23 protein-coding genes are annotated in these 22,475 nt (G+C 42.1%); 7 read left to right on the forward strand and 16 right to left on the reverse strand.

Features of this window, described 5'->3' with window-relative positions:
• Positions 1-161: 161 nt before the first annotated feature.
• Both J2Z69_RS09985 and J2Z69_RS09990 read left to right on the forward strand, forming a co-directional pair.
• Positions 162-1,919: an ABC transporter ATP-binding protein gene (locus J2Z69_RS09985; protein ID WP_209861669.1), complete on the forward strand. Its 1,758-nt coding sequence runs from the start codon at positions 162-164 to the stop codon at positions 1,917-1,919.
• On the forward strand, positions 1,920-3,995 hold the full coding sequence (locus J2Z69_RS09990; RefSeq protein WP_245339175.1) for an ABC transporter ATP-binding protein: 2,076 nt from the start codon (positions 1,920-1,922) through the stop codon (positions 3,993-3,995).
• A 58-nt stretch (positions 3,996-4,053) separates the two neighbouring features.
• Here the strand turns inward: J2Z69_RS09990 and J2Z69_RS09995 are convergent, their stop codons facing one another.
• The 3 genes from J2Z69_RS09995 to J2Z69_RS10005 all read right to left on the reverse strand — a co-directional run bounded on the left by J2Z69_RS09995 (position 4,054) and on the right by J2Z69_RS10005 (position 6,692).
• Positions 4,054-4,920 carry a protease complex subunit PrcB family protein gene (locus tag J2Z69_RS09995; RefSeq protein ID WP_209861671.1) on the reverse strand — a complete coding sequence of 289 codons (867 nt, stop codon included), beginning with the start codon at positions 4,918-4,920 and terminating at the stop codon, positions 4,054-4,056.
• Positions 4,921-4,966: 46 nt separating this feature from the next.
• Positions 4,967-5,428, reverse strand: coding sequence for a hypothetical protein (locus tag J2Z69_RS10000; protein WP_209861673.1), 462 nt, complete (start codon positions 5,426-5,428; stop codon positions 4,967-4,969).
• Between the two features lie 178 nt (positions 5,429-5,606).
• Positions 5,607-6,692 carry a branched-chain amino acid aminotransferase gene (locus J2Z69_RS10005; protein ID WP_209861675.1) on the reverse strand — a complete coding sequence of 362 codons (1,086 nt, stop codon included), beginning with the start codon at positions 6,690-6,692 and terminating at the stop codon, positions 5,607-5,609.
• 124 nt (positions 6,693-6,816) lie between these two features.
• Here J2Z69_RS10005 and J2Z69_RS10010 point away from each other — a divergent pair, with 124 nt between their 5' ends.
• On the forward strand, positions 6,817-7,725 hold the full coding sequence (locus tag J2Z69_RS10010) for a LysR family transcriptional regulator (RefSeq protein WP_209861678.1): 909 nt from the start codon (positions 6,817-6,819) through the stop codon (positions 7,723-7,725).
• A gap of 120 nt (positions 7,726-7,845) precedes the next feature.
• Here J2Z69_RS10010 and J2Z69_RS10015 read toward each other — a convergent pair whose 3' ends face one another.
• Together J2Z69_RS10015 and J2Z69_RS10020 are read right to left on the reverse strand one after the other, a co-directional pair.
• Positions 7,846-8,178, reverse strand: coding sequence for a four-helix bundle copper-binding protein (locus J2Z69_RS10015; protein ID WP_209861681.1), 333 nt, complete (start codon positions 8,176-8,178; stop codon positions 7,846-7,848).
• A gap of 96 nt (positions 8,179-8,274) precedes the next feature.
• Entirely contained in the window at positions 8,275-9,237 is a 963-nt protein-coding gene (locus tag J2Z69_RS10020) for a CobW family GTP-binding protein (protein WP_209861684.1), read from the reverse strand.
• 111 nt (positions 9,238-9,348) lie between these two features.
• Here J2Z69_RS10020 and J2Z69_RS10025 point away from each other — a divergent pair, with 111 nt between their 5' ends.
• On the forward strand, positions 9,349-9,864 hold the full coding sequence (locus J2Z69_RS10025) for a MogA/MoaB family molybdenum cofactor biosynthesis protein (RefSeq protein WP_209861687.1): 516 nt from the start codon (positions 9,349-9,351) through the stop codon (positions 9,862-9,864).
• 108 nt (positions 9,865-9,972) lie between these two features.
• Here the strand turns inward: J2Z69_RS10025 and J2Z69_RS10030 are convergent, their stop codons facing one another.
• From J2Z69_RS10030 to J2Z69_RS10070, 9 genes are all read right to left on the reverse strand, one after another.
• Entirely contained in the window at positions 9,973-10,467 is a 495-nt protein-coding gene (locus tag J2Z69_RS10030) for a hypothetical protein (RefSeq protein ID WP_209861690.1), read from the reverse strand.
• Between the two features lie 249 nt (positions 10,468-10,716).
• Positions 10,717-11,733 (reverse strand): D-alanine--D-alanine ligase family protein, encoded by a 1,017-nt coding sequence (locus J2Z69_RS10035; RefSeq protein WP_209861693.1) that lies wholly within the window; start codon positions 11,731-11,733, stop codon positions 10,717-10,719.
• Between the two features lie 159 nt (positions 11,734-11,892).
• Positions 11,893-12,162: a hypothetical protein gene (locus J2Z69_RS10040; protein ID WP_209861696.1), complete on the reverse strand. Its 270-nt coding sequence runs from the start codon at positions 12,160-12,162 to the stop codon at positions 11,893-11,895.
• A 263-nt stretch (positions 12,163-12,425) separates the two neighbouring features.
• Entirely contained in the window at positions 12,426-13,883 is a 1,458-nt protein-coding gene (locus J2Z69_RS10045; protein ID WP_209861699.1) for a nicotinate phosphoribosyltransferase, read from the reverse strand.
• Positions 13,884-13,932: 49 nt separating this feature from the next.
• Positions 13,933-14,475: a cysteine hydrolase family protein gene (locus J2Z69_RS10050; RefSeq protein ID WP_209861702.1), complete on the reverse strand. Its 543-nt coding sequence runs from the start codon at positions 14,473-14,475 to the stop codon at positions 13,933-13,935.
• A 33-nt stretch (positions 14,476-14,508) separates the two neighbouring features.
• Complete coding sequence (locus J2Z69_RS10055) at positions 14,509-15,285, reverse strand: NUDIX domain-containing protein (RefSeq protein WP_209861705.1); 777 nt, start codon at positions 15,283-15,285, stop codon at positions 14,509-14,511.
• Between the two features lie 114 nt (positions 15,286-15,399).
• Positions 15,400-15,813, reverse strand: coding sequence for a YlbF/YmcA family competence regulator (locus J2Z69_RS10060; protein WP_209862641.1), 414 nt, complete (start codon positions 15,811-15,813; stop codon positions 15,400-15,402).
• Positions 15,814-15,881: 68 nt separating this feature from the next.
• Positions 15,882-17,429 carry a tRNA (N6-isopentenyl adenosine(37)-C2)-methylthiotransferase MiaB gene (gene miaB / locus J2Z69_RS10065; RefSeq protein WP_209861708.1) on the reverse strand — a complete coding sequence of 516 codons (1,548 nt, stop codon included), beginning with the start codon at positions 17,427-17,429 and terminating at the stop codon, positions 15,882-15,884.
• A gap of 212 nt (positions 17,430-17,641) precedes the next feature.
• Positions 17,642-17,848 (reverse strand): DUF1657 domain-containing protein, encoded by a 207-nt coding sequence (locus tag J2Z69_RS10070; protein ID WP_209861710.1) that lies wholly within the window; start codon positions 17,846-17,848, stop codon positions 17,642-17,644.
• Positions 17,849-18,047: 199 nt separating this feature from the next.
• Here J2Z69_RS10070 and J2Z69_RS10075 point away from each other — a divergent pair, with 199 nt between their 5' ends.
• The 3 genes from J2Z69_RS10075 to spoVAD are packed head-to-tail and all read left to right on the forward strand — an operon-like array spanning position 18,048 to position 20,426.
• Complete coding sequence (locus tag J2Z69_RS10075; protein WP_209861712.1) at positions 18,048-18,908, forward strand: DUF421 domain-containing protein; 861 nt, start codon at positions 18,048-18,050, stop codon at positions 18,906-18,908.
• Positions 18,909-18,920: 12 nt separating this feature from the next.
• Positions 18,921-19,409: a stage V sporulation protein AC gene (spoVAC, locus tag J2Z69_RS10080; protein ID WP_209861714.1), complete on the forward strand. Its 489-nt coding sequence runs from the start codon at positions 18,921-18,923 to the stop codon at positions 19,407-19,409.
• A 3-nt stretch (positions 19,410-19,412) separates the two neighbouring features.
• Positions 19,413-20,426: a stage V sporulation protein AD gene (gene spoVAD / locus J2Z69_RS10085; RefSeq protein WP_209861716.1), complete on the forward strand. Its 1,014-nt coding sequence runs from the start codon at positions 19,413-19,415 to the stop codon at positions 20,424-20,426.
• 497 nt (positions 20,427-20,923) lie between these two features.
• On the opposite strand, the gene pduL is transcribed toward spoVAD, so the two are convergent.
• Positions 20,924-21,496: a phosphate propanoyltransferase gene (pduL, locus tag J2Z69_RS10090; RefSeq protein ID WP_209861718.1), complete on the reverse strand. Its 573-nt coding sequence runs from the start codon at positions 21,494-21,496 to the stop codon at positions 20,924-20,926.
• Between the two features lie 111 nt (positions 21,497-21,607).
• Entirely contained in the window at positions 21,608-22,474 is an 867-nt protein-coding gene (locus J2Z69_RS10095) for a 2-oxoacid:ferredoxin oxidoreductase subunit beta (RefSeq protein ID WP_209861720.1), read from the reverse strand.
• Position 22,475: the final 1 nt, after the last annotated feature.

Consider the following 22,475-nt stretch of genomic DNA (forward strand, 5'->3'; position numbering starts at 1 on the left):
ACGCACGGTTACTGAAATGTTAGTAACGTATGCGTGATATGTGACCTCTAAATAGAAGGCATATCGTCTACGAGACGATATGCCTTTTTTTGTTGGTTACCGATAATTGCAGGGATATGTTGTGCACAGAAAATATAAACTGGATTAAAGGAGGGAACCTCATGTTATCGGTTCTCAAAAATTTAGGATGGTTTTTCCGAAGGGAAAAACGGCGATATACCATCGGACTCGTCCTACTCATTATTGCGGGTATTGCAGAAATTGCTCCGCCTCGCATACTTGGAAATGCCATTGATGAAATTGTAAATGGATCTATTACTGAGCAGTCTCTTATGAACTATATTGTACTTATTGTAGGCATGCTCATTTTTATTTATCTCATCACATACATATGGATGCGCCAAATTTTTGGAGGCTCTAATCTCGTCGAACGCTTGCTACGTTCTCGTTACATGGCACATTTATTAAGGATGACTCCTCCTTTCTTTGAACGTAATCGAACAGGAGATTTGATGGCAAGGGCAACCAATGATCTGCGCTCTGTAGCCATGACTGCTGGTTTTGGGATGTTAACTTTAACAGATTCGACAATTTATCTTATGGTGCTCTTTATCGCCATGGCCTTCGTAATTAGCTTCAAGCTTACTCTTGCAGCAATGATTCCCCTTCCCTTCATCGCGCTAGCTATGAGTATTTATGGCAAAGTCATTCATAGACGATATACGCTTGCCCAAGATGCATTTGGAGATATGAATGACCAAGTGCTTGAATCTGTAGCAGGCGTCCGAGTCATCCGTGCTTATGTACAAGAGCGTAACGACAAACATCATTTTCAAAATATTACGGATGATGTGTACAAGAAGAACCTAGCTGTTGCAAGAGTAGATGCCTTCTTCGAACCTACGATACGCCTTTGTGTTGGACTGAGTTACGCTATAGGTCTTAGCTATGGTATTTATCTAGTATTCCACAATGAACTTACGCTCGGCGAACTAGTATCGTTCAACATGTATCTTGGGATGATGATCTGGCCGATGTTCGCCATCGGTGAACTCATCAATGTGATGCAGCGAGGCGGCGCTTCCCTAGATCGTGTTAATGAAATATTGAATGTGGTACCAGATGTACAGGATGTGAATTCACCTACAAGCGTTGCAATACCACAGACTATCGAATTTAAGGATGTTACGTTCCGTTATCCAAGTTCGACTGTTGATAATCTGCGACATGTGAATTTGACGATTCATCCCGGTGCAACCCTTGGAGTCGTAGGACGAACAGGTAGCGGCAAATCAACGTTGCTCAAACAACTTTTACATGAGTATCCTCTGGGCACGGGTCAGATTACCATTTCCGATGTGTCGATAGATCAGCTCCCCATGCTTGAGCTCCATTCTTGGATGGGTTATGTGCCACAAGAGCAGATCCTCTTCTCCAAGACGGTACGGCAAAATATTCAGTTTGGCCTGAAAGATGCTACAGATGAGCAAATATTGGAGGCCATCCGCACAGCGGCCTTTGACAAAGATCTTCAAACCTTGACTGATGGGCTTGATACGTTAGTAGGAGAAAAAGGCGTAGCCTTATCCGGCGGACAGAAGCAGCGTGTAGCTTTATCTCGTGCCTTTATCGCTAATCCTGAGATCTTAATCTTGGATGATGCTTTATCCGCCGTTGATGCACGTACAGAAGCCAAAATCATAGAGAATATTCGCAAGCAGCGTTCCGGTAAGACGACACTCATTTCTACTCACCGACTTTCTGCCATTGAACATGCGGACTGGATCGTTGTGCTCGAGAAAGGTCAGGTCATTGAAGAGGGTACACATCAGGATTTAGTAGCCTATGGTGGATGGTACCGTGAACAATTCGATAGACAACAAGTTGAATCTAATCTAACAGATGGGGAGGTGTCCTAATTGCACACCCACACAGGTCGTTCCTTATTAAATTATGCCTTAACCGCTAAAAAAACGTTTATACTTGCACTCATTATGTTAGCCATCGGGGTAGCAGCGGATCTTGCTGGTCCTTTTCTAGCTAGAACTATGATAGATCAGCACGTGCTTGCTATTGAAAAATCATTTTACCAAACGACCACTAATGATGAGTATGCCGTGAATTACCACAATCAATTATACAAACGTGAAGATCGTTTTTCACCTACTGAGAAACGCGGTGAAGAAGTACGAATTCTTCAAGTAAATCGAGGATTTGTTCTCGTTCATGGGGCGGTCGTCTCTAAAGAAGGACAGCGCAGCTATGCCGATGGCGTTCTTTCTATAATGAGAAACGGGCAGACCCTTTCCTATCCCGCTGTGACCTTAAGTGCAGCTGAGATCTATTCCTTCTATAAACCTGAATTCCCTGACGTTCTTCAATTGCTAGCATGGTATTTAGGCTTTCTAGCCATCGCTATTGTGATGGAGTTCGGCAAAACCTACTGGTTGCAATCTTCCGCTAACCGGGTCATTCAGAAACTAAGACATGATGTGTACGCTCATATTCAGCGGCTGCCTGTCCATTTCTTTGACAATCTGCCCGCAGGCAAAGTGGTTTCACGTGTAACCAATGATACTGAAGCTGTAAAAGACCTGTTTATTGCTGTATTATCTAATTTTTTTACCGGCATCATTAATATTATAGGTGTATATGTCGCCTTGTTCCTGCTCGATCTGCGATTAGGGCTCATATGCCTCTTCGTTGTTCCTATTTTGATACTGTGGGTCATTTTTTATCGAAAATTTGCTACTCGCTATAATACAATTATTCGTTCACGCCTAAGTGAGATTAATGCGATTATCAATGAATCTATTCAAGGAATGTCTATTATTCGAATCTTCCGCCGCCAGCAGCAGACCAAGGAAGAATTCGAAGCACTTAACGATGATTACATGACTTATCAGGATAAAATGCTAAATTTGAATTCATTCACATCCTATAATCTAGTCAATGTATTACGAAGTGTTACCTTTGCAATTATTTTATGGTATTTCGGATCATCCGCTTTGGGTGCAGAAAGTATTGTTTCCCTTGGTGTTCTGTATGCTTTTGTAGATATTCTTGGACGTCTCTTTCAACCTATTACGGGGATGGTTAATCAGCTTGCGGCTCTGGATTCTTCGATGGTGTCGGCGGGTCGGGTCTTTGAACTCATGAGTGAGACCGGTGAGGCCGTGACTGACGGCTCAATGCCTAGGTATAAAGGAAACGTTGAATTCAAAGATGTGACGTTTGGCTACAAAGAAAATAATCCGGTTCTCAAACATATTACATTTGAAGCAAAACAGGGCCAGACTGTTGCTTTAGTTGGTCATACGGGTTCTGGTAAAAGCTCGATCATTAACTTGTTATTCCGTTTTTATGATCCACAAAAAGGAACGATTACCATTGATGGAAAGCCCGTAACTGAGCTCCCCAAACAGTGGATTCGGCAACATATGGGGATTGTACTCCAAGATCCTTACCTGTTCACAGGAACCATAGCATCCAACGTGAGTCTCGGGGATGCTCGCATCAGCCGCGAGACGGTAGAGAAAGCCCTGCGCGACGTTGGCGCGGAGCGAGTACTCGCTCATTTGCCTGGGGGGCTGGATGAACCGGTTGTTGAAAAAGGAAGCACTCTCTCGGCTGGAGAACGACAACTGATCTCATTTGCCAGGGCACTTGCCTTCGATCCTGCTATTCTCATACTAGACGAAGCTACAGCAAATATTGATACGGAGACCGAAGCTCTCATCCAATCTGCGCTAGAAGTGCTCAAAAAAGGACGGACTACCTTCATCATTGCCCACCGTCTATCTACGATTCGTAGTGCAGATCAGATCTTAGTCCTGCATCGCGGGGAGATCGTGGAACAAGGAAGTCATGATGAACTACTTGCCCTCGGCGGACGATATCATCAAATGTATCAGCTGCAGCAAGGTGCATCATCTTTAGTACCAGCTGCTCCTCAGGAAGTAAATCAGCTTGAGTCTGTAATAAAAGGAATCTAGACATAACAAATAGCCGCATTCCCAAAAGGGATTGCGGCTATTTGTTATATTCATATTGTTAGTCTGCGGACAATTTCACCTGATAGTCACTATCAATATATGTGGATACTTTGGCTTCGGTCATGACCTGTGGATACATTTTACCCGGCTCAGGAGAGAGCAGCTTGTAATGAATAGTAGCAGTTGTCTCGTTGAATTCAATGTGACTAATCGTAATGCCATATCCAGGGTTAGCCTGCTGGCCACGGGTAAGGATAATTTTATTGATTTGATCACTGACCTTTTCAGATACATAACTTACCCCATGATCGTCTGCCTCGGGTTTATCTTCTCCATACTGATTCACAAATGCCACCGCCTTTGAAATCATGTGTGCGGCTTCAATGCGTGTGATTTTATCCTTCGGATTGAATTGATGTTTGTTATCTAGCGTAGCTATTTTCATGAGCAATAAGTTCTGAACGGCCCCCTGAAACATCGGATTGAACTGATCATCATCCGCTACTTCTATAAACATCTTTATCAAAGGATAATCAACCACTGCATGAATGCCTTTGAACAAAGTATATGAGAACTCTTCCTTAGTTAATTCATTTTTGCCCTGATTAGATAGCTGCTCTATTGGAAGATCCAGAGACTTGGCAGCGGCCAGCATCTGATCAAGCGTAAGTGTAGTACTCGCCCCAACACCTACATTTGAAGTTTTTTGTAAGGCTTTAAGTATAAGTGTAAATCCCTGCAGCCCAGTAAGATGTCCTGTAGGCGCAAAATGCTCTTTTGAAATTCCTTGAACAATCCCTTGGTTTCTGAGACCATCCACGACTTTGGCATCCTCTCCTTGAACATCTGAGAACGCATAGGCAGAAGTTGTCGAAAGCAAGGAACAACCCAGCAGAAATGCAACCATTGTATTAAGTTTCTTCATCAGCGAACACCTCCATCCTTCTGACGGACTTTACAGTTGAAAAGTTTCATGAATCTTCCATCGCCGCGCCTACTTGTTCATACAGTTCACTTGCGTAATGCTGCAGTTTACGTTCTAGAGCTTGAGCTTCATCCTTGAACTGGAGCAATTCTTTGATCATCGTCTGACGTCCTGAACGTGAAAATGTGTCATGAATCCGTTCTTTGAAATAATCATGAACAATATAGTTTCGTTGTTTCCATATTCGCGTAAGTTGATTCGTTTCTTCTTCAGAGAATGCGAAATGATGCTGAATTTCCTTAATTAACTGGCCTAGCGAACTACTTAACTTGGCCTGAAATAATTCAGAAAAATCTTCGTCAGAAGGTACTTTGCCACTAGAGAGCTTCATGAGCATAATCAGATTAGCTAGTTGGTGCTCCAATGCCTGAGAGTAATACACAGCAAGTCCAAAGTAAGAGAACAGCTCTTTGGCCTGCTCACTATCCATGCCCTTCACAGTCTTCATCCCTGAACCATCCTTTGTTCGGTAAATCTTCATTATTTTCTTGTTATAAAAAACCTACAGTAGCAACATTTATCAATTCTATCATACCAGCATCCAAGCTTTAGGCACAATATTTCTCCTAACAAAAACACCTCCCCAAGCTTAAAGCTTAGGGAGGTGTTGTCTACTTGCTATGCAATTAAGCTTTTTTCAATTGAGGAATCTCCACGACCCAACCTGCTGGTCCTTCTATACGTCCATGTTGAATTGATGTCAGGGTGTGATACAGCGTAGCCGCAAGTTCTCCCGTTCTGCCCTCTTGAATGATGATCTTCTCATCACGCCAATTCAGCTCCCCTATCGGAGAGATTACTGCGGCTGTCCCTGTACCAAATGCTTCTTCTAAAGTACCGTCTTGATAAGCCTGATATACCTCTTCCATAGATAACTGACGTTGCTCTACAGGAATATTCATGTGCTCTAGGAGTTCAAGGATCGAACTACGTGTGATCCCTTCCAAAATACTTCCATTTAAGACTGGGGTGATGACTGTGCCATTAATTTTGAAAAATACATTCATACTTCCTACTTCTTCAATGAACTTTTTATGGACACCGTCTAGCCACAGAACCTGAGAATATCCCTTCTCGGTAGCTTCTTCCTGTGCCTTCAGACCCGCTGCATAATTTCCCGCCGTTTTTGCATTTCCTACTCCGCCTGTCACCGCACGTACATACCCAGGTTCAACATAGATTTTGACAGGATGAATTCCTTCAGCGTAGTAAGACCCTACGGGGGATAGGATAATCATAAATTTATATTCCAGTGAAGGGGCTACGCCCAAAGCCGACTCGGTTGCAATCACGAAAGGACGGATATACAGTGAAGTTCCCTCAGAATGAGGAATCCAATCTTGGTCCACTTCCAGTAGCTTGATAAGGGCCTCCAGAGCGAACTGTTCATCCAAGGCAGGAATGCTTAGACGAGCATTAGAGATATTCAATCGCTTGAAATTCCGATCTGGGCGGAATAACAAAAGACGTCCGTCTTCCGCACGGTACGCTTTTAACCCTTCAAATACACTCTGGCCATAATGAAAAATCTTAGCCGCCGGATCAAGTGAAATCGGTTGATACGGAATGATTCGAGGGGAATGCCAACCTTGTTCTGCTGTGTAATCCAAAATAAACATATGATCTGTATAATATTTTCCAAATCCTAATGTCTCATCGGCTGGTTTTGTCTTCAGTTGTTTACTTTGTTCTATGGAAATTGAGTATGTCATCGCATTTACCGCTCCTTTGGCTCCACTTTAATTAATTAAATGTTATCATTACTTCATGCATATTGAAAAGTATCATTTTTATCGCAATCCAATACCTTAAAGGTATGGATGGGAGGGGAACGAAATGGACCTGAGACAAATGCGTTACTTTTTAGCCATAGCCCAAGAAGGCCAAGTTACTAGAGCTGCCAAAGTACTCAACATGGAACAGCCTCCCTTAAGTCGGCAGCTTAAGCTCATTGAACAAGAACTCGGCGTCACTTTATTCGATCGAGGTAGTAAACGCATGAACTTAACCCCCGCGGGCCAACTGTTAAAGGAAAGAGCCGAGTCTTTCATATTACAGTTCGAGGAAACGCTGAGAGAAGTAAAGCGGCTGGATCAAGGTATCGAAGGGACGCTATCTATTGGTTCCGTAGTCTCTTGTATTTCTTTGCTGCCATCACCGATTGAATTGTTTCGCAAGCATTTCCCTGCAGTAAAGTTCAAAATTACAGAAGGGGATCATTTTTTGTTAGGAGACCAGCTACTGCAAGGACATATTGAAGTCGTTCTAGCTCGTCTTCCTTTCGAAGCTGACTCTGGAAGTCATGTATTCGAGAGTCTTCCTCTACCTTCTGATCCTTATGTAGCTGTCGTTCCTACTAGTTTGTTCCCGGAACACACTCAGCCATCCTTCCTCATGAAACAACTAGCCGATATGCCTTTTTTAACCCTAAAGACGGATCATACTACCCGAATGCATGAACAAGTGCTTAAAGAATGCCGACATCATAATTTTGAACCGAATATTGTGTGCGAATGTTCTAGTGTAGCGGTTATTGTTGCCCTAGTTGCAGCAGGAATTGGAGCCACCGTACTTCCCAAATCCGTTATGAGGGCTTTTCCCATCCCTGCAATTCGCATCCTTCCAATAATAGATGCTACCTTCCACTCTGAGGTGGGACTCGTGTGGGTTAAAGATCGATATTTATCTAAAAGCGCACAGCGCTTCATCCAAGAGTGCGCTATAACAACCCAACTTAATGTATAGCGAAATATGTCGTTTTATGTAGTAAATTTACCATGCTCCTGACTTAAAAGCGAATAGCCCGGAAAAAGCTCATCATGAGCTTTTTCCGGGCTATCTAATCGTTCTGTTATGCAACTTGTATTACGCAGCCATAGAACGGCAAGCTTCTGCACACAATCGGCAAGCTTTTGCACATGCTTTGCAATGTTCGTGTTCATGCTTCTCACATTCTTCGGCACAAGCTTCACATGCTTTTGCACATAGTTCACAAATCTCCGCAGCGAACATCGTATTTCTAGATAATGCATCGGCTGCAAAAACACAGATATCTGCACATTCACGGTTCAATCGAATGCAATCTCTTAACATGGCCAAATCGTACTCTTTCAGACTTGATACATAACAGTAATTACAAGCATCCATACACGCCAAGCAAGCATCTATACAATCTCGATATTGTTGTTCTTGTGTCATGATAATAAATCCTCCAGTATACTAATGAATTATGCGATCCGTAATCACGCTATACTGTTAATTACCGTCTAAAGGACAAGTTGAAACAAACCTGATTTATTTTTTGATTTCCAATTTTTCCAGTTGCTTAGCAAGGGCTTGTTTGTCAAAATGTTCGCCTATAAACACGGCCACATTAGGCACTTGTTCATCGGGTGAAATTTTCATATAATCTAACTCCCGATAGGCATATTGAAATAAAAAACGGCTTGCTGTATCCGTAAAATTTACTACTCCTTTTCCCCGGTATATATCGCGTGGCAGTTCTTTTATGAAGCTCTCAAATTGATTACTATCGACTTCCCCTTCAAAGTAATAAGTAAACACAGTGACGTGCTCATGAGAAGGGTGGACAAGTCCAGTTGCATGGGAAGGACTAAGTTTGACATCCTCTATGTCTTGGGAGGAGGCCGTAATTAGCTCGTCTAAGTCCACATTACAACGAATAGCAGGAACAATTCGTGCAAAAGTATTCCATCGCCCCAAAAGTTCCCTGCATTCTTGCTGCTCTTGGTGCTCTACTCGATCCACTTTGTTGAGGATTATTGTGGACCCACATCGAATCTGATCTTGCATCAATCGAAACGACTTTCCTTTTTGGCTGTGAGCAAGCTCAAGTAAATGTGGTGCATCTACAACGGTAATCATAGGCTGTATTCGTAGCGGGAGATAAAGTGCTGCTTCTGCTACAGCATCTAACACTTCCATAGGATTCGCAATGCCAGTTGCCTCTATGATCACTACATCTGGCTTCTCCTTACGAATGAGTTCCGACATCTCTACCGCGAGATCCTGCTTGATAGAACAACAAATACACCCACTGAGCATTTCTGCCATGGGAATTTCATTTTGAACCAGTAGACCATCTAGATTTACGTCTCCCACTTCATTCATAATTACAGCAGGACGTAATCCCTTCGGTTTCCAGTAGTTAATGAATTGTTGTAATAACGTGGTCTTACCACTGCCAAGAAAACCACTCAAAATATATACAGGTGTCCGTGTGTCTGGATAAATCATGAACCATTCTCCCCCAATATCGTTTCACTTACTTGAATCGGAGTGTACTACATGGTTAAGGGCAATGCAATGAGCACGATGTAATAAAAATAAAAAAAGTGAGGTTACTTTATGACAACATCTGTTGAAGAACATCGAATGAGCGCACCGGCTACGGTACAATGTTTTATTCTTACCATATCTGATACCCGAACGGAAGAGACCGATACAAGCGGCGCCTTAATTCAACAATTGCTTGAAGAACATGGATACTCAAAAGCTGGATACGCAATCGTCCCCGATGATTACGAACATATTCGCCAGCTCTTACATGAGATTGCATCCGATCCTCACATCGAGGCGATTCTGCTCAGTGGGGGAACAGGAGTATCCCCAAGAGATACAACCTATGAGGCCGTACGAAGCCTACTCACTAAAGAATTACCTGGTTTTGGGGAATTATTCCGGTACCTTAGTTTTACCGAAGATGTAGGTTCTGCTGCTCTGCTTAGCCGGGCTATAGCGGGAACTATAGGCTCCACTGCTGTGTTTTCGATGCCTGGGTCTACCGGAGCTGTGAAGCTTGCCATGAATCGTCTCATATTACCTGAACTGCGTCATGTGATGAGAGAACTATATAAGTTGTAATTCAAAATAAGCTGTAATTCAAACTTGATGAGTTTTAAAAGGACAAGCGTCTACCCCCTGAGGTATAGCGCTTGTTTTTCATTTTAAAATTGGTACTGAATTATTTAATTACTCATGCCCCATCAATCTTTCAAAAATGCTGCGAACTTTGTCTCTGTAGATACTGTTTTTTTGAGATCCAGAAGCATATACTAGAGCCGTATTTCCTTTGGCATATAGTACTGCCGCGTTGCTCGCAGAGGTTATGATGTTGCCTTTTCCACGCTGATTTGAATACATTTCTGCCATCTCCTTAATTCTAATCGCTTCAGAAGGATAGGCGTGTGCAATAATATAATGCGCATTATCCCCATTGATGAGATAGGTATAACTAATATGTCCTCCCACTCCATCTGCATAAGTCTCACCAGACAAAGGGATGCCTTCTGCCGCAAATTCAGACTTTAAAGCTTTTAAGAAGGCAACATTGACACCCGTACCTTCTAATTGCGAACTGCTTACCCCCTCTTTATAAGACTTCATATTATATCGATTGTTCTCATGAGAAGCGATATTTCTTGTTTTTTGACTGCATGCTGACATCCCGACTACTAATACAATCATGATATATGTGAACCACTTTGACCTCATCGCTGCACCTTCCTCTGTTAGCTATTCCTACTTAGATTGTGTCATGGTTCTCTGAATTATCCTGAAATCATCGGTATATGTATATGCCAAATTACATAATTGAAGTGAGAATATGATTCAGTTATCAGTCCAATATAGTAGTAAAGGTCGGTGATCATTCAAACCAAACAACCCTCGCACTAAGTACGGGGTTGTTAATGGATTTCTGATCTTAGGGCAACTCTATTGGGATAGTTCAATTAACTTCTCACATAATTCGGGATAATCTATTCCTTTAGCCTTTGCTTCTTTGGGAAGTAGGCTCGTAGGTGTCATACCTGGAAGAGTGTTGGCTTCAATACAAAAAATATGTAGATGTGAGTCCACCATAAAATCTATTCTAGAGTAACCGGAAAGCCCTAGAATCTTATGTACTTTGAGAGCTTCTTTTTGTAAAGAGGCGGTTAGTTCATCTGATATTGCTGCTGGGGTTATTTCCGTTGCTACCCCATCCTGATATTTATTGTTATAATCATAAAATCCATTTGTTGGTATGATCTCAATAACAGGCAATGCCTCTTCCCCTAAAATTCCCACTGAGAACTCTCTGCCTTCAACCATTTGTTCAATGAGTACAGACTTTGAGTACTTGCACGCATTTTTTAGCGCATTTGCCAAATCATGATGACTAAAGACTAACTCAACTCCGATGCTTGACCCATTATCGTTTGGCTTCACAACACAAGGGACCGGAATATTTGAAGTGTCATCGCCCGCATAATATATGATCCAGTCAGGAGTTGTCACCCCATTAGCTGCCATCAATTGTTTGGAAAGTCCTTTGTCCATGGCAAGCAAACTTCCCGCATATCCACTTCCACTATAGGCAACTCCATAAATATCAAATAAAGCCTGCAGCTTACCATTTTCACCAATTCCACCATGCAAAGCTAAAAAACAAAAATCTGCGCTCTGGCAAATCGAAATAACATGGGGTCCAATTGCTGACTTTTGATAGTTTTGTTTTTTTCGGAGTAGTTCCAGATCGGGTTCTTCCTTCGGAACTGCATATTCATATTTAGAGATCGAGAGATCATGGTAAGCATCTTCAAAGTTCTCGTGATCAGCAACACCTATGTATATATCTATAAGAAGCACCCTATGACCTCGGCTAATTAGCGCATTTGCAATTTGACTTCCTGATGATAACGATACGTCTCTTTCATCGCTTAATCCACCCGCTAAAACAACAATATTCATATCGTTCCTCCATTAGTGTGTATTCTTTCCACTTGATAAGGGATCAAAAAAAGACACTAAAATCTGCTCGACTAGAAAACACCACTATAAATATCAAAAACCTATTAGATGCTCAAAGATTCAGCTATGCGATCAAAATATTTAGAGTGATACACTAACTTAACGGGTAGGTCTTAAGCTTTTTGTACGTAGGAACCTAAACAAAAAGAAACCTAATCCAATAATAATTAAAACCAAACCAAACCAAAATGTGTAATTTGTTAAACTCCATATATAAGGTGGGACTCTTCCCAATAATTGATCTATTGCAGCTACTTGTTCATGCAATGCATTGAACAAAAGTATCTTCTCCAGCCAACTTAGCACAATAATCAATGAACCTGTAACAAACAAGACTAACTCAGGAATATAACCAGCAGTACTCTTCATTAGAAATCCCCTCCTTTTTTAGGTAATATAATCCATTATACCATCAGAAAAAAAATAACGCATACCTTGAGGGCTTAATTATATGTATTCACTTTTTATGCTTAAATTCATTGATTCAACTAACTCATCTCCAGATTGATATATGTTTACTTTTTCAGTTTTCTTTTAAAAAAAGCGCTCAACGAGTTGAATGTAATATCTTCATCTCGTTGAGCGCTTTCTGAATATTAATTCACAACTTTAATCCTAATAGGATTATCTGATTAATCTTCACTATCTTTCTCCATATGTTCTTCCATCATACGCTGCTTCATAGCCCACGCGGTTGTACTCAGGTGAACGCGATAGATCTCAGGGTTCAGCTTTCGCAAGTATTCTGGCCAGAATAATTCCATTTGTTCTTGATGATAGGCACGAATACTTGTCAGATTCGGAAGCTCGTAGACTAGTTCTCCATCCTTAAATACCGACTGAAGTAAGCTAACTGCTTCGAAATGCTTAACGGTCTTCTGCATATAAGGCTGCAAAGGATTAGCGAGTATTAATTTACCATTTCCATTCGGATTATCTTCTTCCGATAGGGCAATGTAATCTGCAATAGCTCGTCGGCTCCCGCTACTGATAATGCGGTATACATCCTTTTTACCAGGTGTGGTCACTTTTTCAGGATTGCCTGATATTTTTATGGTCGGCTCCATCACGCCGTTGCGCTCGCGTTCCACTAACTTATAGACCCCACCTAGTGCAGGCTGATCTGCCGCAGTAATTAGCTGTGTACCTACGCCCCAAATATCAATTCGAGCCCCTTGAGCCTTCAAGTTAAAGATCGTATTCTCATCCAAATCGTTAGAAGCAACAATTTTCACATAGTCAAGACCCGCCTCATCCAGCATCTTACGAGCTTGAATAGATAGATAGGCCAAATCTCCACTATCCAGTCGAATACCGACCATTTTCTTTCCCTTTGCTTCCAGCATCTTAGCTGTACGAATAGCGTTAGGCACTCCACTTTTCAGCGTATCATAGGTATCCACAAGCAGCGTAACTAGGTCAGGCATTGCCTCTGCATAAACTTCAAAGGCTTCTTCTTCATTGTCAAAAATCTGTACCCATGAATGGGCATGCGTGCCCTTAGTAGGAATATCGAAAAGTTCCCCTGCCAGCATGTTGGATGTCGCATCAAACCCTGAAATATAGGAAGCTCTAGCTCCCCATACAGCAGCATCTGCTTCTTGAGCGCGCCGCGTTCCGAATTCCAGCAAAGTATCATGAGGTGCGACCTGCTTAATTCTGGATGCTTTTGTGGCAATAAGGGTTTGAAAATTCATGAAATTGAGAATGGCAGTTTCTACGAGTTGCGTCTCTAATATACTCCCTTCTACTCGAATAAGCGGCTGGTTAGGAAATACCAATTCGCCTTCACGCATGGAGAAGAGCTGTCCACGAAACTTGAATTGTCTTAACAACTCTAAAAACTCAGGTTGATATTGTTCCTCTTGCTTGGCAAGATAAGCGATATCCTGTTCCGTGAATTTTAAATCCTGTATGTAATGAATAATCCGTTCGAGTCCTGCAAAAACAGCATATCCGTTGCCAAAAGGTAACTTACGGAAATAGGCTTCAAATACAGCCTTTCTCGTGTGTGAACCATGAATCCAATGGGCATAGAGCATGTTAATCTGATATTTATCCGTATGAAGCGCTAAGTTTGTTGTTAACATGAATTTGTCTCTTCCTCTCGACCACATGACTTGATTTAGATATTCTAATTTAATTGAATCGCTCTACTCTAGCTCCGAGACTATCCTTGAAATGCTCGAGCGCCCACGTATGTCCAATGGAATTAAAGCTCGCTGTGGCATCCTCATATACAGTGATACGAAATCCCTTATTGTATGCATCCACAGCTGTATGAAGCACGCATATATCTGTACAGACACCGATGAGGTATATCTCTTGTATACCCCGTTCTCTAAGTTTTACCTCAAGATCGGTTCCACAAAACGCACTATATCTAGATTTGTCCATCCAAGTTATGGATGTTCTGTGCTGATCGTATACTTTTCTCAGAGGTCCATACAATTCCCGACCTTCTGTACCCCGAATATTATGCGGAGGGAAAAGCTTACTTTCCGGATGATAACGGTCTGCTTCATCATGCAGATCGACAGCCATAACCACAAAATCGCCACGCTCAGCAAACTGCTGCGTGATTGAAGCCACGGAAGGAGCAATCTGAATCGCTGGCTCTCCTACAGGTAAGTTCCCATCTACAAAATCATTCGTAAAATCAATGACAATGAGTGCTTTCATACTTTTACCCATCCCTTCTTGGTAAATGAATTGTTACGTATAAATCGATAATCGAGGCGTAAAGTCTGTGAATTTGTACAACTGCGCTGGGCGCTGAGAATACTGATTAGATAACAGAGGTACTCCTTCTTCGCTACGAGCCTCCTCCAAAATCCCTTGACGACTGCGTGTAGATGTGATTTTTCGAATGAAATTCAGCTCTGCAAAATCCGGTACCACGGTCTGAATCACTTGATACAATTCACTTAAGGTGAAATGTTCAGGTAAAAATTGCTTGGCAATGGTGGTCTGTAACATCTGTTCCTGAATTTTGCGATAAGCATCTTGCAAGATTTCTCGATGGTCGAAGGCAAGTTCCAGCTCATGCAGAGCTTCTTGAACAGTAAAAAGCCCCACGGTCTGAGCGTCGTCAGCCGCTTGTCTCTTCTCAAGTACCCATTCCTCCACCAAAGCGAAAAAAGCATGTGATATAATCCATCCTCTTGGGTCTCGGCCCGGGGTGCTGTATACGCCAAGATACTCTAAATGGCCCTCATCTACACCGGTTTCTTCTTTCAATTCACGACGGGCAGTCTCGTATAGCGATTCGCTTTCTTGAGAAAAGCCACCCGGTAAGGCCCATGCTCCTGCAAAAGGCCAACTTTTTCTGCGAATTAACATAACTTTGAGATCAAATCTAGGTAAAGACTTTGTCGCAGCCCTACGCTCCTGCCGAGTCAGTGTGAACATCACAATATCGGCCGGTATGCCATCAGGCGTACGATATTTTTTAGCATCATATTGTTGTTTCGGATCCAGTTCGCTTGTCATTATCTTCACCACATCTTCGTATTTATAATGGTATTTATATTTAACCAATTAGAAAAAGCCTTAAAAAGTAAAAAGTGCGAGTAAATACCCCCGCACCTTCCGTTTGTAATGTAATTAGTCGCACTGGCTAGGTGCCGGTGTACTGCCTTCTTCCACAGTCACTTTCTCAGAGACCGTATCACGAATTACGGACATCACGAGTTGAAGCAAATAGTTAATGTCCGTTTGGCTCTGCTGGAACTCATTTACGAGAGGAATGCTATCAATCTCATCTTGAAGTTCTTCAATTTCTTTCTCGATCTTAGCTACCATCGTTTTATTCTCAAAACTTTCGAAGGCCACAATTTCTTTTTGTTTCTTCTTGATGACTTGGATAAGACCCTGAACCCGTTCATGACGCTTAATCTTTTCCTCCGCCTTTTTGAAGTGCTGAACTTCTTCACTGGTGCCAATCAAGTCCGCTAATTCTCTAGCTTTTGACATAATATCATCACGAATGACAAGATTACGATTGTTAAAGGTTGGCATGCCGCAATCATTAAATTGCTGTTCCACGGTGGTTCCCCCATTTATTCTATATTTCGGTCTGGCATCGCTTATACAATTACGGACTCCGTGATGATCTTTCCTTTAATGTACCAAGTCATGGGGTCCGTGATCTCAACTTGAACAAAAGTTCCTACGAGATCTGCTGAGCCTTCAAAATGAACTAATTTGTTGCTGCGTGTACGTCCTGCGAGAACATGTGCATTGTTTTTGCTCTCGCCTTCTACAAGCACTTCTACAATGGAGCCTACAACCTGTTCATTGCTTTTGCGACTATTCAGATTAATCGCTTCATTTAGACGCTGTAGACGGGCTTTTTTCACTTCTAGAGGTACATTATCCTCCATAACTGCAGCGGGTGTACCCTCACGCGGTGAATAAATGAATGTATACGCGGATTCATATCCGACTTCTCTCACAAGAGAGAGCGTATCCTCGAACTCTTCTTCCGTCTCACCCGGGAATCCTACGATAATGTCGGTGGTTAGCACCGCATTCGGTATGAATTGCTTAATCTTTCGAGCAAGCTCCAGATAGTGCTCACGTGAATATTTACGACTCATTTTCTTCAAAATTTGCGTACTACCTGACTGAACAGGCAAGTGGATATGTTCCACTAAATTGCCGCCTTTAGCTAAAACTTCGATCAGATGATCATCAAAATCACGGGGATGGGAGGTCATAAAACGAATCCGAGGAATATCAATTAATCTCAGATCATCCATCAGATTCGCGAAGCTATATGTGATGTCTGTAAAGTCTTTACCGTAAGCATTTACATTTTGTCCTAATAGGGTGACTTCCTTAAAACCTTGACGAGCAAGTTCACGCATCTCCGAGATAACATCCTCAGGACGCCGACTTCTCTCCTTACCTCGGGTGAAAGGAACGATACAGTACGTACAGAACTTATCACAGCCATACATAATGTTCACCCAAGCACGCATACCTTCCCGTTTTTTCGGAAGATTCTCGACAATATCGCCTTCTTTAGACCATACTTCAATTACCATTTCTTTACTGAAGAGCGCCTCTTGAACTAGATACGGGAGACGATGAATATTATGTGTTCCAAAAATCATATCTACGAAGCTATGCTTCTGCATGATCCGATTGACTACGTTTTCTTCCTGCGACATACATCCACATACCCCGAGGATCAGCCCCGGTTTCTGAAGCTTCAAAGTCTTCAAATGTCCTAATTCACCAAACACTTTATCTTCGGCATTCTCCCGTATAGCACAAGTATTGAGTAATATAATATCAGCCTGCATGCGATCCTCGGTGGGCTGATAACCCATCTCTTCTAAAAAGCCTTTAATGGTCTCAGAATCATGTTCGTTCATCTGACAACCAAACGTATACACAATGTAGTGTTTTCCGATTCCTAAAGTTTTTAATTCACTTGGAACGGTTTGTTCATATAATACTTTCACGTCTTGCTTTCCGCGCTGTTTTTCTTGACGCGAGTTAGGCTCGGACATAATATGGATATCTCTACCCCGGATGCGAATTTTTTTGCCATGTTCATCCTCAGACAAAATTTTTGCATCTGAAAAATCAAAATATTTGGAGTAATCCTTTTTGTTTTCCGTCATAGTGTACGGTTCACTCCTTCGAATCATCTATCCCTTCCCGCATAAATGCGGAACATAAATATCTTAAAGGCATTACACCAAATTATAACATACCTATTGACTGTTATCTATACGCTTCCTATTGGTCAAAGCTAATATGCATAGACAAAGAACCGCTTCTACAGAAGCGGTTCAGGTTGGTCTTGTTGCATAAGTTATAACATGAATAAGGCTTAGAAACCTTTATATTGGGGTTCTTCGCTCTCTAATTGTTGTACCCGAGTCTCTACTTGATCCACGATTTGTTGCGTTTGTTCAGCAGCCGTTGTAAATAAGTTTTTGGCTTCTTGATTTTGTGTACTTAAGGCAAAAGATTCTAAACTCGCTTGAGCACTTTTTAGAGAGGCTACCGTTGTTTTCACTTGGGATGCTACAGTCATGTTTAACTCACCTCCTTCGCGGTTTGAGCACCTAATTTAACCTTTACCTTTGTGATTTATACAGGCATTCAGTGTACTGGTATGAATCCCCTGTTTATCCATGGATTCTCGAACCTCTTTGCCTCTTTGTGCAAATAATTTCAGGCACACATTGCCATACTTTATGGTAGAGCAGCCTTGAACAGAAAGGGGTAGAGACATGCCGGATTGGGCAGAGGTCATCATTAGAACGGTAACAGCAGTACTGTTTCTATTCATACTCACAAGATTACTTGGCAAACGCCAGATCTCTCAGCTTTCCTTCTTTGAATATATAACAGGGATCACAATCGGGGATTTGGCCGCCACCGTCTCCTTAGATATTGAATCCAAATGGTTCTTAGGGATAATATCGCTCAGTGTGTGGGTTCTCATCTGCATATCGATTGAGTTTCTAGAGATAAAAAGCAAGAAGGCTAGAGATCTCATTGATAGCAGCGCAACCGTTTTAATTAAAGATGGCAAGATCCTTGAAGACAATCTAAAGAAAGAAAAGTTAACGAACGAAGAATTACTGCAACAATTACGTAAAAAAAGTGTTTTTCGAGCAGCCGAAGTTGAATTTGCCCTGATGGAAGTAAGTGGCGAGATCAATATTATGCTAAAAAAAGAATACCAACCTCTCACACCCTCCTTGCTTGGGGTAAAGGTAGCTCCTGAAGTGGAACCACAGACCATCATATTAGACGGAGTCATTATGGAAGAACCTTTAGCCACAATTGGACGAAATATAAACTGGCTCCATCGCGAATTAGAGAAAATCGGGGTTTCTTTAGACAATGTATTTTTAGGACAAGTCGATGCATTCGGGGGATTATACGTTGATTTGTATGATGATCAGATTAAAGTGCCCGAACCCCAAGAAAGAGCAGTTCTACGAGCAGATCTTAAGAAAATCGAGGCCGATCTTGAACTATTCTCTTTAGGCACACAAAACAAAGAAGCCAAAAAAATGTACGAGCAGAGTTCCATTCAGTTGAAACAAATCATTCTCGACTTAGAATATCTACTTACAAGGTAGGAGGTCACCTGCATGCCTAGCAAAAAAAAGAATAAAAAGCTCACTCCTGTGCAGCAGGAGTATAACGAAATGTCCCAAAAGCATGAGCCCAAGCGACCTGTCTTAAAAAATTGCATCATCGCCTTTTTGGTTGGCGGCTGTATATGTCTTCTAGGCGAATGCATTAGGCAGGCTTTCATCCATTATGGAGGCTTTAATGTAAAAAAAGCTGGCGATCCTACCGTGGCTGTTCTGATTCTGATTTCAGTAATTTTAACTTGCTTTGGGGTCTACGATAAAATTGCCCAATGGGCAGGTGCTGGAACCGCAGTGCCCGTTACGGGGTTTGCCAATGCTATGGCATCCTCTGCTATTGAAAGCAAAAGCGAAGGTCTTGTTCTAGGAGTCGGGGCCGGAATGTTCAAGTTAGCTGGACCCGTTATCGTGTATGGTACCGTTGCTGCGTTCATTATCGCCTTGTTCCATCTGATATTTATTCCCGGGTTCTCAGGAGGTCATTAGATCATGTTAAAAGGTCATCAGAGTTGGGTGTTCGAGAATAAACCAAAGATTATATCTAGCGCAACCGTTGTAGGACCCTTTGAAGGAAAAGGACCTCTTGCGGAAGATTTTGATATTATTCATGGAGATCTATACATCGGTCAAGATAGCTGGGAAAAAGCGGAGAAAACTTTGATTGAAGAATCCGCCAAACTGGCCATTGAACATGCAGGACTGACCAAAGAAGATATGTCTTTTCATTTTGGCGGTGACTTGATGAACCAGATTATCAGCAGTAGCTTCGCGGCAAGAACGTTATCTATTCCATATCTGGGACTGTTTGGCGCTTGTTCAACTTCCATGGAGGGACTAGCTTTAGCCGCTTTTGTTACAAATTACGGCGGTTCTAAGTATGTACTTGCGGGGACTTGCAGTCACAATGCCAGCGTCGAGAAGCAGTTCAGATACCCTACTGAATATGGTAGCCAAAAACCACCAACAGCGCAGTATACGGTGACCGGCGCGGGAACCGTCGTCGTTGCTCCATCCGGGGAAGGTCCTTCCATAACTTCCGCCACCATAGGCCGGGTCATTGATATGGGCATAAGTGACCCTTTTAATATGGGAGCAGCCATGGCTCCTGCGGCCGTAGACACCATTGAAGCGCATTTTCGCGACCTCCAGATTGAACCCAGCTATTATGACTTAATTGTGACAGGTGATCTATCTAAAGTAGGGTATGCCATTGCTAACGATTTGTTCAACAAGCACAATTTTCCCATCCATCAGACAGAATATAAAGACTGCGGTATGATGATTTACGATTACAACACTCAAAATGTTCAAGCCGGAGCCAGTGGTTGTGCATGCTCTGCCGTAGTCACTTATGGGCACCTGCTCAAGCGGATGCGCAAAAGAGAGCTTAATCGCATCCTAGTAGTCGCGACAGGAGCCCTTTTATCCCCTCTCTCCTATCAGCAAAAAGAGACCATTCCCTGCATTGCTCATGCGATATCACTTGAGAATCAAGACGCCTAAAAGGCGTCTTTTTGTGCACTGCAATTTACGCTTTTCAGATATACCTTTTTTCTATATCTATATAATTCTTATAATTAATAAGCATATATCCAAAAATCAAACTTCAATAATTAAAAACGCCTCATCTTTATTGTATTTTTAAGATTAGAATGCCTTGCTCTTTGTTTTTTTCCTCTACTATGTTGCTTATTTGCACCCCTGATTAAACTGCTCTTTATAGTTATGCTTCTTTCTCTTAGCTTCTACTCTGTCATGCTTTGTTCTACTTAGCTTTAGTTCTTACTTTAGTTCTCCTCTAATTCTTACTTTAGTTCTACTTTAGTTCTACTTAGGTTCTGCTTTAGTTCCACTTAGGTTCTGATTTGCTTCATTCCTGATTCTGTTCTAATCCGCTGATCTGGTCTTTATTTTCTTCTTTTAATTATCTTAGTACGTAATTTTTCATATAAAAAAAAGACCCAGCCCAAGGCCAGATCTCTTTTTAAGTGTATAGTATTTTATTCTACGATTTCTGCAGTATCTCCGGTCTTAGCGCCAGCAGCATTCGCTTCATCAGTATCAATATGCATATCTAACGCGAAGGATTCAGAGACCCGTGCAATTACATTGTCAAAAGTTAAACCGCGTTCCCCGCCCAAACGTACTTTAAGCAATTGTTGATCTTTAATTCCCCATTGCTCAGCATCGGAGGTATGGAAATGAATATGGCGTGCTGCTACAATTACACCTTGCTCTAGTTGAACTTCGCCAGCTGGTCCTTGGATTGTAATCCCAGGGGTTCCGTCAATTCTACCCGATTCCCGAACAGGAGCTTTAACACCAATCGCAAAAGCGTCAGTGCGAGATATTTCAAGTTGAGAGGCTGGACGCGCTGGTCCCAAAATACGAACTTTGTCAAATTGACCTTTAGTGCCTTTTACCACAACAGTTTCATTTGCAGCAAATTGACCCGGCTGGGACAATGGCTTAAATTCCGTTAATTTATATCCTTGTCCGAACAAAGTTTCAATGTCTTCTTGGGTTAAATGAATATGACGTGCTGATACGCCAACAGGTACGATTTTACTCACAGTAGGTCACTCCTCTTTATGTCTAGGGTCTTTCAAATCGCTTACCATTATACATCTTTATAGGACAAATAAAAAGGTGACCGGGGAAACCCGATCACCTTGATGAGTGTATTATCTGAATTCTGCAACCAATTTGTCAAAATCAGACTCAGAAAGCGTAAGATCTTGATGCACTAGCGGTTGTTCCTTAAAGCCGGTGACCAAATTCTCATAACTTCTCTTCGCTTTATTTTGATAAATTAAGCCTGTAATCATGCTATTCGTCTCCATGAGCTTCGTCATCGCTTGAATTCGGTTTGTAGGATCATAATCAGGGACCGATTCCAAGTTCACAATATTCTCTTTGAACCAATCATACGTGTTCACCTTGTTGAATGTTACACAAGGGCTAAATACGTTGATTAAGGAGAATCCTTCATGCTGAATACCTTGTTCGATAAGCGAAGTAAGCTGCTTAAGATCACTTGAGAAAGATTGAGCGACAAATGTAGCGCCCGCGGAAAGAGCAATCTCAAGAGGTGACAATGTAGTCTCGATTGAACCTTCTGGAGTACTCTTTGTCTTAAATCCTTCACTGCTTCGTGGTGAAGTCTGACCTTTTGTTAGTCCATAAATCTGATTATCCATAACAATGTACGTCATATTAATATTACGACGAATTGCGTGAATGGTATGGCCCATCCCGATCGCAAAACCATCTCCGTCACCGCCAGAAGCAATAACTGTCAAGTCGCGATTGGCAAGCTTCACACCTTGAGCAATAGGGAGTGAACGTCCATGAATCCCGTGCAATCCGTAGGCATTAATATAACCAGAAATCCGTCCAGAACATCCAATACCTGAAATTACGGCAAGCTGTTCTGGTTCCAGACCCGAGTTGGCAGCGGCACGCTGAATGGCAGCTTGTACGGAGAAGTCTCCGCAACCTGGACACCAGTTCGGTTTTACATTATTACGGAACTCTTTAAACGTTGCCATG

The organism is Paenibacillus shirakamiensis (assembly GCF_017874255.1).
Lineage (GTDB): Bacteria > Bacillota > Bacilli > Paenibacillales > Paenibacillaceae > Fontibacillus > Fontibacillus shirakamiensis.